The sequence below is a fragment of the Flintibacter muris genome (genome assembly GCF_943192995.1).
In the GTDB taxonomy this organism is placed as follows: domain Bacteria; phylum Bacillota; class Clostridia; order Oscillospirales; family Oscillospiraceae; genus Lawsonibacter; species Lawsonibacter muris.
Map to the genome: position 1 here is coordinate 1 of NZ_CALPCP010000061.1, position 13,277 is coordinate 13,277.

Here is a 13,277-nt window from a genome sequence, read left to right on the forward strand (position 1 = left end):
GAAGTCTTGCCAAAACGCTGGATCGTTGAGCGCTCTCTGGCTTGGATCAACAATTCCCGCCGTCTTTCCAAAGATTAGAGAACATCCCAAAGTTTGTGTAAACCTCCTGTGTGGTGTAGAATAGAAGCGCCACACAGGAGGAAATACATTTGCTTCTGCTCAACCAATGCGTCCTGCATAGTTTGGAACATAGCGGCGGTCACAGCTTCTCCTGGCTGTTCTCCATTGTCCATATCTTTCTTAATATCCCGCAGGATAGCAAGGAATACATTCTTGATTTTCTCAATCTCCGCTTCATGTTCTCCCATCTTCTGGGCGTTCAAAAATTGTAAATCCTGTTTTGCTTCTGCTCGATGCTCCGGGTGTTCTTTCATCAGATCAGACAGGGAAACCGTTGCCAACTCGATTAGTCGGTTTCGTGCCATGATACTCTTTGCTGCGGTGTCTTGAAAGTAAATCCGTATCAAGTCCATCAGTTTCGGGAAATTCTTGTGTTCCAACAGCCGGTTGAGGATTTGCACATCCACAGTACCCGTCACAAGCCCTTTGATTGCCCCCTCAGACAAGCCCAATTCAGATATATCATAGCTTTTGCGGACGCTGATATTGGATAACCCCAGTATGTAGTCGGTGGACACCTTAAATTCCTTTGCCACGCCTATGAGGATATCGCTGCTGACCGTCTTTGTTTCTCCACTGACAATGCGGCTTAACTGGGAAGCAGATACGCCTATCTTCTTTGCAAGCTGCTTTTCTTATCCATTCCTATTTTACTGCTGCGACCATTTCGATCTCGCAACAAGCATTCCCGGGTAAAGAAACACACCCAACCGCGCTGCGTGCATGACTTCCAACGCTGCCAAAAATATCATACAGCAGTTTGGACGCACCATCAATGACCTGAGAGTGCTGTGTAAAGGAGGGAGTTGCATTGACAAAACCTGTCAGCTTTACAATCCGTTTCACATGGTCCAAGCTTCCGGCAGTATCTTTCAGGATGGCCAAGCAACTGAGGATACACAGCCGGGCCGCCATTTGTCCTTCTTCCACTGTGAGATCCTGCCCCAGCTTTCCGGTATATTGCAGCTTGCCGTCTACTTTAGGCGTCTGTCCGGCGGTAAACACCAGCTTTCCAACCTGAATACCTGGACAATATATAGCAGCTGGCGGATTGGCCTTGGGCAGAACAATGCCCAGTTCCTGTAAACGATCTTCAATGCTCATAACAGATAAACTCCTCCATCATTCAAAGCATTTTAGCATTCCCCCGAATGCGGGTACGGGCGATTTTATTTTCCTCTACAAACACATCAGCATAGATCACGCTGGGCTGGCCCATTGCTTCACCTTGAAAGATAGTAAAGCAATTCCATCCATTTTGAACAGTAACTTGCCGATATTTTACCAGATAGGCCGCCAGAGCTGAAGCGGCCACACCGGTGGTCGGATCCTCGTCATAACCAGCCCGTTTGGGAAACTGCCGGGCATACAGCACATGATCCGTTCCCAAAACAAAAGGGTAAAATCCGGTCGTTTCATAGCGGTCACAGAGGGACCACAGCAGTTCAAAGTCCGGATTCAAATGATCCAGTACGGCCTTGCTGATTAACGGAATCAGCAACTTAAATCGAGAAGTGGACACAGACTGGATGGGCCCGCCGGTCAAGGCTTCTGGAACGATTCTCAGTGCCTGACAGATCTCACTAACGGTGGGAGCAGTCGGCTGATATTGGGGGAGAAATTGTTCTACGGCTACATCAATCTGTTCGTCTCTCATTTCCCAATCCACCCGCATGGAGCCAAGATTTGTCTCAAGCGTGATTGGGGAGGTCTGGCATATCCCCCGACGCACCAAAGCGGTCACGCTCCCCACAGTGGCGTGCATACACATATCCGTTTCATGCAGGGGCATAAAATACCGGACTTTGATGTCACAGTCCGCCTGTGTTGGCTTCATCAAAAAGGCGGACTCCGCTCCAAAATCATAAGTCATGGCCTGCATTTGATCTCCGGTCAAACTATCAGCGTTTATCGTTACCGGGCAGGGATTGCCTCCTCCTTCCCGGGCCTGGAATACACTTCCCATGAAAAAACTGTTTACCGCACTGTTGTGCGCCGCCCTGACATTTTCCCTTCTTGCCTCCTGTGGCAACGGGAACAGCGGCACCAATGCCAATAACAATGGTAACAACACCTCTGCAAATCAATCCAGCGGCAGCGCCTCTGATATAGAACTGCCCGAGCTGACCGGCGGCTTTGAAGCTCCGATCCTGCTCACCTCTGCCGGTCAGAGCGCCGATTCGGACATCATCAAGACCCTCTGCACCAAGGCCAATATTACGGTTGAGTTGGAAAACCAGGCCACCGCCGAGAACCTGGATGGTGTCAAGACCCTGCTTATTTCGGTTGGCGGTTCCTCCAAGGGCCTGGGCGCGGCTGGTATTGACGCCGACCAGGAGATTGCCCGGGTTCAAGACCTGATTAAGGCCGCCCAGGATGCTGACATCAAAATTGTTGCCATGCACGTAGGTGGTGCTCCCCGGCGTGGCGACTTGTCCGATAAGTTCCTGGCCGACCCCTTCCATGCGGCTGACGCGGCAGTGGTCGGCTCCACTGGTGATAGTGACGGCCTGATTCGCGGCCTGCTGGCTGAGAACAGTGTCCCCACCGCCTATGTGGACAGCCAGGCCGACTGTATCGGCTGCCTGACCACTCTGTTCAGCTGATCTTAGTCCGCTCTTTCGGCACAAAAGACCCCACAGTCATTTGAAATGCCAGACGGTAATTCCGGTGGCTGCGGGGTTCTTCTATGCCGAATTTGATAAAGTGATAGTTCTCTTTTGCCCTGTCTAAAATAATGTGAAAGCGAGGTTGTTCCATGAACCTTCAGCTCATTACCTTCCTGGTTATGGTAGCGATCTTCATGCTGGGGTGTTTCCTGCTCAAGCTGCCCGTCAGCGTGTCGCTGGTGCTCTCATCCATCGGCGGCGCTCTGGCAGCTGGGGAGGGTTTCCCCGTCCGGCATTTTGTAGAAGGTACATTTTCCTACATCGACACGATTTTAATCATTTGCTCCGCAATGGTCTTTATGAAGGTGATCGAGGCATCCGGTGCGCTGGACGCCCTGTGCTCTCTGATTATCCGGAAGTTCCACAAGCACCCGGCTCTGCTGCTGATCTTCATTATGCTGGTCATCATGTTTCCTGGTATGATTACCGGTTCCTCTACTGCGGCAGTTCTCTCCGGCGGCTCTATCATGGCTCCTGTTCTGCTCACGATGGGAATTGATCCTGTCAGTGTGGCGGCCATTATCGCTATGGGTGGTCTGATGGGGATGGTGGCTCCGCCCGTCAATCTGCCCGCCATGATTATCGGCGGTGGAATCGACACCCCCTTTGTGGGCTTTGGCGTACCCTTAGTGCTGCTGGCCTTCCCGGTCGCCATCTTCTCTGTCCTGTTCCTGGGCCTGAAATCAGTGCGTCAGATGGACTATGAAACGGTAGCGCCTACCTTGAACCAGGAACTGTCCAGCCAGTATGGGTTCCGTATCTATCTTCCAATCCTGCTGTTGGTTGTGCTGATGTGCCTGACCAAAATTGTGAAGGTTATCCCCGATGTAGGTATGCCGGTCATGTTCCTGGTCAGTGCCGCCCTGGGCTTGTTTACCGGGAAGAAGATCAAGGTGCTGGACGCAGTTCAGGAGGCGGTTCATACCTCTTTACCTGTTATGGGAATCCTGATGGGCGTTGGTATGTTCATTCAGATTATGACCCTTACTGGGGTGCGAGGCTTTATCGTCTCGGTCTGTTTGGGGCTGCCGGAGCAGCTGCTGTATCTGGCCGCTGCGATTTCCATTCCTCTTTTCGGCGCGGTGTCCTCCTTCGGTGCGGCGAGTGTGCTGGGCGTGCCCTTTACCCTCGCTTTCTTGAATGGCAACACCATTGTGACCATCGCCGGTCTGTCCCTGATTGCCTCGCTGGGTGACATGATGCCTCCCACCGCCCTGGCCGGTATCTTTGCGGCCAAGGTTACGCCCGGTGTGGACAGCTATACCTCTGTACTCAAGCGCTGCGCCGTTCCCATGGCCGTTGTTATGGTTTGGGGCCTGATTTTCGTGATATTCTCCAGCCGAATCGCTGGTCTGATTGGATAGGAGGACAACCACTATGATGACAATACTGTACCGGCTGATTGCCCTGCTCCTATTGATTTTTGTTGGCCGCGACTTTTTCAAAGAGGAGACACCATCCCTGAAAATCAACGCATGTATGGTGATGGCCCCTCTGGTGCTGCGTGTGCTGATGATCAAATGAAAGGAGACCCATTATGCTTGAAAAAATCAGAGCGCAAAAGACATTGATCTCCGTTTTGTGTCTGGTTGTGACCCTTGCGATCACGGTGACAGCCGGCATAGACTTTTATCAGTTCCGCAACTATCAGGAGGTCATTATTCCCGGAGAAGGCGTGACTGGCAGCTTTATGCTCAGTGAGTACCTCCCCGCCCTGGAGGGCACCTACGGAGACACTATGGTTTATGTGATGGAGGGAAAAACAGAAGGTCCCAGTATGCTGGTGCTGGGCGGGACACATCCCAACGAACCCTCCGGGCATATGGCCGCGATTACCCTGGTGGAGCACTGTACGGTGGACGCCGGGACCCTCTATGTGATTCCTCGGGCCAATAACAGCGCTTTCACCCACAATGATGCCCAGGAGGCTTCCCCTCACTTTTACCACATCCAAACAGCCAGCGGAACCCGGGAGTTCATCTTTGGTTCCCGCGCCACTAACCCCTTGGACCAATGGCCTGATCCTGACGTCTACACCCACCAGCCCTCCGGTCAGAGTCTTTCCGGAAGTGAAACCCGAAACCTGAACAGGGGCTATCCCGGTGTAGCGGACGGAAATATGACAGAGCGGGCCTGTTATGCTATCACGGAGTTGATTAAAGACAAGGAGATCGACATGACCGTAGACCTCCATGAATCCTCCCCGGAGTACCCCACAATTAACGCTATGGTAGCACATGAAAGCGCTATGGAGTTGGCCTCCAACGCCCTGCTGGACATGATGCTGGATGGGGTGCAAATCAGCCTGGAGCCGTCCCCTTCCACCCTGCATGGCCTGACTCACCGGGAACTAGGGGATTTTACCGATACTTTGCCCGTCCTGATGGAAACCGCCAATCCTTCCCACGGCCGTCTGCGCGGTGCCACCAATGAAGAACTGGTTCTGACCGGAAAAGATCCTTACTATCTGAAAGCCGCGGAAAATGGGTATGTCTGGGTCCCCTACGATGAAACCGGCGTATCCATCGAGGAGCGGGTAGCCCGCCATTTGACCGGCATTCATTACCTCTGTGAAGAATACGGCACGCTCTATGGTAAAACGCTGTCCATTGTGGGCATTCCCAGCTATGATGAACTGTTCAATGGCAGTTTAGGTGACTATCTGAACTGATCCGGATTAATAAAGCCTGCGACCAACCAGAATGAGATTCCGGTTGGTCGCAGACCTTTTTATCCGCTCATTGATCTTATCCTTGATTTGCGGGTGCAATTTTTGCATATCCGTCCCAGGAAAAAACTGCCCGTTCATCCTTGTTGCCATAGACCTGATCCACATCACAGATATACAGATAATGATCCCCGGTTTCAATAAACTCCTTCAAACTGCACTGGATTGCCACACGGCTGTGCAGCGGAATCTGAATTTCACTGCCAGGTATGTTCTGCATCTCAATACCGAACTTGGAGACCTTATCTGTATTCCGCCCGGTCGAAGTACCGCAGCCCATAACGGCATCCGCAATCTCTGCGCCAGGAATAGAGAGAATGACTTCCTTATTTTGGCGAACCATCTCGCCGCTGTAAGAGGTCTTGGCCATTGCGTAGGCAATCATTCCCGGATTAAAGGAGAGATACGTCCACCAAGACACAGTAGCCAGGTTAGTAGTCCCATCAGGCTTCTGTGTGCAGACGATTGAAACCGGATTTGGTGAAGTCAGCACCGATGCCTGAGGCAGTTTGATCTGTTCCATAATTAATCATCCTTCCAATAATATCTTTGATTGGCTCTTGCTAAACTAAATGGATGCTTTATCAATGCAAGTATATCTGAAATGGAATTAAAAACAAGAACGCACATTTAAGTAATATACTTACCTTCAAGAGAGTGTACCATTTTCTCATATGAAAAAAGATATAACATTATCAAGTAATTCGTATTTGATTTGCAGATGCGCTTCCTAATATAATAAGATCATAAAACACCGCGGCCTGCGGCAAAATTGAGGAGGCAATCTATATGAGCAAGAAGATCGTCATCTTAAACGGAAGTCCCCGGAAAACCGGCAATACATCTACTCTGGTTAAGGCGTTTACCGAGGGAGCTGAAAGTGCTGGCCACACTGTTACTGAGTTTTTTCTGGACGGCATGAACATCCACGGCTGTAAGGGCTGCTTTGGCGGCCATAGCAGCCAGGAATGTCCCTGCGTTCAGAAGGACGATATGACTCAGATCTATCCAGCCGTGAAGGAGAGCGATATGGTCGTGCTGGCAACGCCGCTCTACTATTGGAACATGAGCGGTCAGCTCAGGACCGCAATCGACCGCCTGTTCGCCCTGGAGGAGGGTGACGGCAATCTGCTTCGGGGCAACGGCAGAGCTTCGGCCCTGCTTATGGCGGCGGAGGGCCACGGGTTTGAAGATGTTGTCCTCTACTATGACCACCTTATGGAGCATCTGCGCTGGAACAATTTAGGCCATGTTCTTGCTGGCGGAAATATGGATGTCGGCGACATTCAAGGGAAATCAGAACTTGAAGAAGCCTATCAGCTTGGAAAATCTATCCAATAATAGGATAAAAACAGAGCGGCCGGCTGCGCAGAAATGCGAGGCCGGCCGCTTGATATATAGCGATTCAGTTTTTATGTTCAAGATTGAGCAGAAAGTGTATTGGAGCTCTGGTTATAAACCTGTACAACACATTTCCACTCTCCATTCAGTTTCATCATCAGAAGGTAGTCGGTGAAATCCGCATTGCCACCCCAGTTTTCCTCCAAAACCCGAACGACTGCCATAGTTTCCTCTAAGGCAATTACATCCACGCGAGCTTCAAATTTCGGGTGAGAACCAACACGGTCTACATCACTAAAAAAGTTTTGAATCGGGCCGCAGGAGAACTGAGAGCCAGAGCAGCCGTACACCATCGCCTCCTCACTGAAGGCATCCCTTGCAATTGCGCTATCCCCTTCCGCTACGCCGTTAAGACGTTTTAGGGCTGCCGCCTCTACAACTTGATATTCTTTCAGCGATGCACGCATAATGAACTCCTTTCAATCAAATGAAATAAAATCCCGGAGCGGAAAGTGGGGGTTCCCGCTCCGGATCAGGATATCAGAAGGTAGGATTACTTCTTTTGAATGGTGTTGGAGTTCTGATTGTAAGCTTTCGCTACACACTTCCACTCGCCGTCCATTTTCATCAGCAGCAGGATATCGGTAAAGTCGATACGGCCACCCCATCCCTCTTCCAGTACGCGGACAACAGCCAGAGTCTCCTCCACGTCAAGGACATCCACGCGGGCCTTGAAGTTTTCCCCGCCGGGAACGGTGTCCACATTGTGGTAAAACTGCTCAATGGAGCCGTGCTCCAGTTCACCGTCCAAGTAACCGAACAGAACGGCCTCATCAATGAACAGCTTCTTGGCATGGGTGCTGTCTCCCTCGGCCACGCTTTTGACAAAATTCATGGCAGCAGCCTCGACGGCCTGATACTCTTTCAGTTCAGCTCTCATAATGATTGACTCCCTTTCATGCTTTCATCATTTTCTGAATGGAATGAGTCGCTTGACTTTTTTCCACCAGATGACTATAATTATATTTCAAATGAACAGAATATCAAGTACGCACATTTAAGTGCGATACTAACATAAAGGTTATATACTTACTAAAAGGAGAGCGCATTATGGGACAGAGATGTATTGCAGATGAATGCTTGGAGACCACTGGATTTAGCTATACCCTGTCATTGATCAACGGAAAGTACAAAATGACTATTTTGTATGCCCTGATGGAATTTGGAGTAGTCCGATTTAATGAAATGAAAAAGTATATTGGCACTATTTCCTATAAGACCCTCAGCGTTATGCTCAAAGAATTGGAGGCAGATGATTTGGTCCACCGTGAGGAATATCCTCAGATACCTCCTAAGGTAGAATATAGTCTAACAGAGCGAGGAAAGTCTCTGATCCCCATTTTAGATAGCATGTGTGAGTGGGGAGATACACACCGTTTGCAACGTCTACATGTCATTTGATCCTATAGATCAAAATCCCCCGGCTTTCAAATAAGGCCAGGGGATTTTGATTATGCTCTGTTATGCCGCCTTTTGAAATCGAATACTGTTTGCCCTTACCTGAAGCTCCTGAGCCAGGAATTTGAGCGTGTTAAACTCATCATCCAGCCCGTCCAACTCCCGCTGGAGCACCTGCTCATAGTGCTTCTTTTTCGCCTCCAGGCCCTGGACCTTCAGCACCCAGCGGTCCATGACCGCCGGACTCTGGCTCCCGGACTGGATCAGGTAGTCGCACCGCTCCTGGTATGCGGCAATTTCTTTCTTCACTGCCGCGTAGAACTCCTCGGTCATTTTGCCCCGCTGCTTTTCGTCGTCGATAATGTAGAAGCTGTTCACCATCAACGGGGTGTTATTGCGGTTGAGGTCGCCCAGCAGGTTGATGAAGTCCTCAAAAATGTCCACCTTTTCCATGTAGGTCTTAGGGACAAAGTACATATGTCCAGCGATGCTTAGTTTGGTGGCGTCAAGACTGCGCAGGAAATTGGCGCAGATAGTCTCGATCTGTTTGCGGTTGGCGCACCGCTGGTAGAGCTCAAACAACTCCTCCGCCCGGCGGCAGCAGTCCCGCACATCCACCACATCGTCCATCATCAGATTGTCACAGCGAAATACATGATCCCGCTTGTCAAAGCTGATGTTGGCCAGCTTTTCATACTGGTTGGTTCTTTGATTCAGCGTCTCTTTCACCAGTTCCCGGGAAAGAATATCCGCCGTGTGCTTGTTGTCCCGACAATAGGCCAGGTAGATGTGGGTCTCACCTCCGGAGGTGACGGGATACCGCTCCCGAATATCCCCAGTGGCGGAGCGGAAGGCATCCGCCACCGACAGCCGCTTGCCGCCGGTGTAGGGAATGTCCATCTCATCACAGAGCTTTGCCAGGGACTCCTTCTCCACCAGGAGATTGCTCAGGGAGAAGTAGAGGAATTTGCCCAGCATGTGCTCCTTGTCGCCAGTAGATGTACCAATGAAGTCCTTCATATCAAATACGTTATCCATAATAATTCCTTTCTCTACATAGCTGCTGCCCGGCTGAGGAGGTAGTCATCCACTCCCTTGTAGGCCGGGTCCCATGTGTATTTCGTGTACTTCCACCGCTTGAACTTCTGCACTTCCTTCCGCATGGCAAGGATAGCGTTCCGGACCTCCGGCTTCGTGTTCTGGTCCATGTCCATAGCCTCTACCACCTCGGTCACACTCAGATCAAGGAGGGTATCGGTCAGGCCGTTCAGCGCATTGACGCCGCCGATGCACACGAACAGAGCATCATGGGCCAGAAAACTGGCCACGTCCCCCTTCAGCGGCCCTTCTGTCAGGTAAGCCCGCTTGCTGGCGGTGTCGCCGGTGACGTGGACCCAGGAATAGCTTCGGGTACCGTTGGTCATATCCCGGCTGGAGAGCCAGCGGTACTTCCTACTTGGGTCATCCGTATCGTCCAGGCGGATTTTCAGCCCCTGAATCAAGCCGTTTTTATCCCGGACAGGAATCAGGAAGCCGTTTGGCCCGGACAGCGTCCAGTCGCCGTAGTAGGTACGGAAACCGGGCACACCCAGCAGATCAAATCCGCAGGAGCGGAGCAGGGAGGCGAGAAGCCGCCGGCCCTGTTCCGTCTCCGGCATACTGCGGTACTCGTTGCGCTGGATTCTATCCTCAGACAATCCGCGTTCCAGCAGATTTTCCCGGTGCTTGTCCAAAAGCGTCAGATGGCTCAGCAAGGTGGAATAGGCGGCGTGCCGTTCCTCCAGGGAAACGGGCTGCCGCTCTGCTTCTGTGTTTTGAGGAGTGGGCTGTTTGGGGAGAGGATACACATTTGTCCCCCTTGCCAACTCCTGATACGCCTGCTTGTTGCTCACCCCGTTCAGCATGGCGTACAGCGTGACGCTGTTGCCATGTGCGCCGCAGAGGTTGCAGCGGAACTGGTCGGTGGCGGTGTTCAGGCTGAGATGATACTTTCCCCTGCCGTGGTCGCCGCAGAAGGGGCAGCTCGCCTCGACCTCCCGCCGCCGAAGCGTCCGAGAGTCGAGGACAAGCCCGCACCGCCTGGCCGTGTCCACGATGGGGATTTTTTCATAGACCAAGCGGTTTCACCCCTCCGTCTGACAATTAAGCGGCCCGCTGTTCTGTCGCTGTGGGAATGGGCCGCAGGGGCCGTACCTCCAGGGGCGCGCCGTGGACGCACTTGGCCATGATGACCTGCCCGGTAGGCCGCACGTTGGCCAGGTCGTCCACCGATTCCATGTTGTCCACGAAAACCGGATAGTTGCGCCCGGTCAGCCGTTTCACCAGCTCGGACACCTCCATCCCCGCCCGGATCTTCTCGGACAGGGACAGCCGGTCATACCGACGGCCGTTGTAGGTGAACTTGAAAGCTGCCTTCTGCTCTCCGCTGGTCTTCATCACGTCGTACAGCGAGATGGCCACCCTGTTCATCTTCAGGGCCTCAAAGGTGAGCTCCGCCCGCTTTCTGGCGTAGATGACCACGTTGGAGATCAGAACCTTCAAAGCCTTGACCTTCTGCTGGGCCTGGGTGATCTGGCTGTCAAAGTCGGGCTGTTCCCGCTCAACGGCCTTCCGGGCCGCGGCCAACTCCGCCGCGCACCGCTGAAGCTCATCCTTGCAGGCCAACAGGCGGTCATATTCCTGCTGTGACAGATTGCCGTACTCCAGGCCGGCGGACAACCGCTGAATCTGTTCTCTCAGATTGTCCGTCTGTCCGTCTGCCGTCAGCTTGTCCCGCCGCTTGGTGAGTGCGTCGATCTCATCCTGCATTTTGATGATGTCCTCCGCCTGGAACTGGTCAAAAACCGCCTGGTCCTTGGACTCCTGTTCCTGTAGCTGCGCCACCTGAATCCGCTGGCTCCGGCCATTGGCAACAATATGGTTGATAGCCGTCTGGATTGCCACCTGCACCTCGGGCAGGTTTTCTTCCGTTACCGGCCGGCGGCAGGTGGGGCAGGAGATACCGGGAACAAAGGCCTTCAAAATCTGGTTTTCCCGCTGGTACTGTTTGCCCAGCTCCTGGACCCTGGCGTTGGCCTGGGCGATCTCCTGAGTGAACTTGGGCTGATACTGCTGTGCCCGGCGCTGGGCCTGTTTCTGGCTCAAAGCCAGAATGTCAGCGTCAATCTGGGCCGTACTGCTGCCCTGGGCCGCTTCGTTGTATCGGGCACTCAGCGCAACCAAATCAGACTCCATCCGGGCGCGGTCCAGTCCGGCAAAGCGCTTGCCCTCCAGGGCTTTCAGTTCGCTGTCAAGCTGACTGTAACGCTCCGTCAGAGCGGCAGCGGACTGCCGCTGGGCCTCAGCCTGGGTAACAGCCTGGTCCTTCTGGCCCTGGAGGTAGATCATGTGCTCCTCCAGCTTCCGAATTTCCTCCCGCCTGTTTTTCAGAACAGCGTCGGGAGAGGGAATCTCCACACCCTCCAAGGCAGCCTGAACGCCGTCGGAAAGCCGTCCCATCACGGTTTCGTGAGGAATCATAGGCAGATACATCTCCAGCAGGTTTTTGCCCTCATCCCCCAGCTCCTCAATAAAATAGAGGGGGTTGAAGATGGACAGGAACACATCCCGCTCGCCGAACATATCCGTCAGGTCCATCTGGCGAATCTCATAGCGGTCGTAGTGGATGGTCATGCGGTTTTTTTTGCGGATCCGGGTCAGCTCATGGTGCGTGCCCGCCTCATCCAAAAATCGAAGGGAGACGGAGACCTCGGGCTGGACCTCGTTGTGCAGCTTGTCGATGCCGCGCTCCCCGAAAAAGGGGAGGCCCGTAATCGCAAAGGCGATGGCGTCGGCAATGCTGGTTTTGCCCAGGCCGTTGCCGCCGGTGATGGCGGTCTGAGGGCCGAAGTCAAGAATGGTAGGCGCCTGATAGCACTTGAAGCCGGAGATGGTCATGCCGGTGATCTGAAACCGCTCTATCTTTTTCATAGCGTCCTCCTTTACGCCGCCTGATCCTGGTGGGCCACAATCCGGTAGTCCCGCAGGATGTAGAACACCACGGTATCCTGCTTTTGCAGCTCCAGCTTGACGCCGGTCAGCTGTGTGCCGGCGACCAGCTCCGACCGCTCGCCGATGGCGAAGGCATGGATCTGCTTTTTATCCGGCCCTTCCAACAGCGCATGGGTCGTGCTGTTGGGGCGGTTTTCCAGCCGGGCCGCGATTACGGTGTAGATACCCGCTTTGCTGTCCGTCTTGGACCGGGGAAGGGGCTGGACCGGTGGGGGTGTGGCCTGCTGGCCGGCTGCCGGCGCAGGCGCGGGAGCCTCCTTCGTCTGCTTGGGGGTCAGGGTGGATTGCACCCCGCCGGCGGGGGCGGGCGTCAACTTCATCTTGCTCAAAGTGTCTGTGTAGGCTTTATCCAGCTTGGCACGCTCGGACTTTTTGATGATCCAGCTTCTGCCCAGCTTCTCAATGTCCACCCAGACGGTGTCCATGCTGTAAAGCACCCGGCCGCCAATCCCCCACTGGACAGCGGCCCGCTTCATGCTGTCGGACAGGCCGCCCTTGACCGGCTCGATGTCCGAGTCCTCGGCGCCATCCCACTTAGTGATGAAGCCCCGCTCGGGGAAATAGATGGAGATGCCGCAAAGCTGGGAATCCTTCTGCCCAGCCCTGTGCCAGGGCTTGTACTCGTTGTACCAGCCGTCCGGGCCCACCACGTCGTCCAGCCGGGCCTGGATGGCCCGGTTGGTCACGTAGGGGACAGCAATCCCTCGGAGTTTGTCCTCCAGGGTCTTTTGCAGCCGCCACTCCAGATCCTCCGGAGCGAAGGGTCTGGCCAGCTCCCGCTGGATGGTTCTCGCGTCTTTCTGTTCCATCAAATTACCTCCTCGTCAAAAAATCATAATCTCTCGGAATCTTTAAGCCAATAAACACAAGGCTTTCAGATGCCTTTTTTATTAAAATCCCCCACTTTTTTT

15 protein-coding genes and 1 pseudogene are annotated in these 13,277 nt (G+C 53.3%); 6 read left to right on the forward strand and 10 right to left on the reverse strand.

All coding sequences use genetic code 11. From position 1 onward, the window contains the following. Positions 1-74 precede the first annotated feature (74 nt). From NFS22_RS21740 to NFS22_RS21750, 3 genes and pseudogenes are all read right to left on the reverse strand, one after another. Positions 75-740: pseudogene (locus NFS22_RS21740) on the reverse strand (helix-turn-helix domain-containing protein); the annotation flags it as partial. Between the two features lie 25 nt (positions 741-765). After that, positions 766-1,224 (reverse strand): RidA family protein, encoded by a 459-nt coding sequence (locus NFS22_RS21745; protein WP_251319771.1) that lies wholly within the window; start codon positions 1,222-1,224, stop codon positions 766-768. A 22-nt stretch (positions 1,225-1,246) separates the two neighbouring features. After that, entirely contained in the window at positions 1,247-2,086 is an 840-nt protein-coding gene (locus NFS22_RS21750; RefSeq protein ID WP_251319772.1) for a PhzF family phenazine biosynthesis protein, read from the reverse strand. On the opposite strand from NFS22_RS21750, the gene NFS22_RS21755 reads away from it, so the two are divergent. The 4 genes from NFS22_RS21755 (at position 2,085) to NFS22_RS21770 (ending at position 5,460) form a co-directional block, all read left to right on the forward strand. Then, positions 2,085-2,726, forward strand: a complete 642-nt coding sequence (locus NFS22_RS21755) for a DUF6305 family protein (protein WP_251319773.1) — start codon at positions 2,085-2,087, stop codon at positions 2,724-2,726. The two genes, NFS22_RS21750 and NFS22_RS21755, sit on opposite strands and share 2 nt — an antisense overlap. Before the next feature lie 152 nt (positions 2,727-2,878). After that, complete coding sequence (locus tag NFS22_RS21760) at positions 2,879-4,153, forward strand: TRAP transporter large permease subunit (protein ID WP_251319774.1); 1,275 nt, start codon at positions 2,879-2,881, stop codon at positions 4,151-4,153. A gap of 13 nt (positions 4,154-4,166) precedes the next feature. After that, positions 4,167-4,313: a hypothetical protein gene (locus tag NFS22_RS21765; RefSeq protein WP_251319775.1), complete on the forward strand. Its 147-nt coding sequence runs from the start codon at positions 4,167-4,169 to the stop codon at positions 4,311-4,313. 13 nt (positions 4,314-4,326) lie between these two features. Then, the gene (locus NFS22_RS21770; protein WP_251319776.1) at positions 4,327-5,460 is read left to right on the forward strand and encodes a M14 family metallopeptidase; all 1,134 of its coding nucleotides are present in this window, start codon (positions 4,327-4,329) and stop codon (positions 5,458-5,460) included. 76 nt (positions 5,461-5,536) lie between these two features. Here the strand turns inward: NFS22_RS21770 and NFS22_RS21775 are convergent, their stop codons facing one another. Further along, positions 5,537-6,040 (reverse strand): flavin reductase family protein, encoded by a 504-nt coding sequence (locus NFS22_RS21775; protein ID WP_251319777.1) that lies wholly within the window; start codon positions 6,038-6,040, stop codon positions 5,537-5,539. A 266-nt stretch (positions 6,041-6,306) separates the two neighbouring features. Between NFS22_RS21775 and NFS22_RS21780 the strand changes: the two genes are divergently transcribed. Further along, positions 6,307-6,858, forward strand: a complete 552-nt coding sequence (locus tag NFS22_RS21780; RefSeq protein ID WP_251319778.1) for a flavodoxin family protein — start codon at positions 6,307-6,309, stop codon at positions 6,856-6,858. A gap of 77 nt (positions 6,859-6,935) precedes the next feature. Here the strand turns inward: NFS22_RS21780 and NFS22_RS21785 are convergent, their stop codons facing one another. Both NFS22_RS21785 and NFS22_RS21790 read right to left on the reverse strand, forming a co-directional pair. Further along, positions 6,936-7,325 carry a nuclear transport factor 2 family protein gene (locus NFS22_RS21785; protein ID WP_251319779.1) on the reverse strand — a complete coding sequence of 130 codons (390 nt, stop codon included), beginning with the start codon at positions 7,323-7,325 and terminating at the stop codon, positions 6,936-6,938. Between the two features lie 86 nt (positions 7,326-7,411). Then, complete coding sequence (locus NFS22_RS21790; RefSeq protein WP_251319780.1) at positions 7,412-7,798, reverse strand: nuclear transport factor 2 family protein; 387 nt, start codon at positions 7,796-7,798, stop codon at positions 7,412-7,414. A gap of 170 nt (positions 7,799-7,968) precedes the next feature. On the opposite strand from NFS22_RS21790, the gene NFS22_RS21795 reads away from it, so the two are divergent. Then, complete coding sequence (locus NFS22_RS21795; protein WP_251319781.1) at positions 7,969-8,319, forward strand: winged helix-turn-helix transcriptional regulator; 351 nt, start codon at positions 7,969-7,971, stop codon at positions 8,317-8,319. Between the two features lie 60 nt (positions 8,320-8,379). Here NFS22_RS21795 and NFS22_RS21800 read toward each other — a convergent pair whose 3' ends face one another. The 4 genes from NFS22_RS21800 to NFS22_RS21815 are packed head-to-tail and all read right to left on the reverse strand — an operon-like array spanning position 8,380 to position 13,175. Then, positions 8,380-9,354, reverse strand: a complete 975-nt coding sequence (locus NFS22_RS21800; protein ID WP_251319782.1) for a DUF6744 family protein — start codon at positions 9,352-9,354, stop codon at positions 8,380-8,382. A 14-nt stretch (positions 9,355-9,368) separates the two neighbouring features. Then, the gene (locus NFS22_RS21805; RefSeq protein ID WP_251319783.1) at positions 9,369-10,433 is read right to left on the reverse strand and encodes a hypothetical protein; all 1,065 of its coding nucleotides are present in this window, start codon (positions 10,431-10,433) and stop codon (positions 9,369-9,371) included. 25 nt (positions 10,434-10,458) lie between these two features. Next, positions 10,459-12,285, reverse strand: a complete 1,827-nt coding sequence (locus NFS22_RS21810; protein WP_251319784.1) for a coiled-coil domain-containing protein — start codon at positions 12,283-12,285, stop codon at positions 10,459-10,461. Between the two features lie 11 nt (positions 12,286-12,296). After that, positions 12,297-13,175, reverse strand: coding sequence for a Rad52/Rad22 family DNA repair protein (locus tag NFS22_RS21815; RefSeq protein WP_251319785.1), 879 nt, complete (start codon positions 13,173-13,175; stop codon positions 12,297-12,299). Positions 13,176-13,277: the final 102 nt, after the last annotated feature.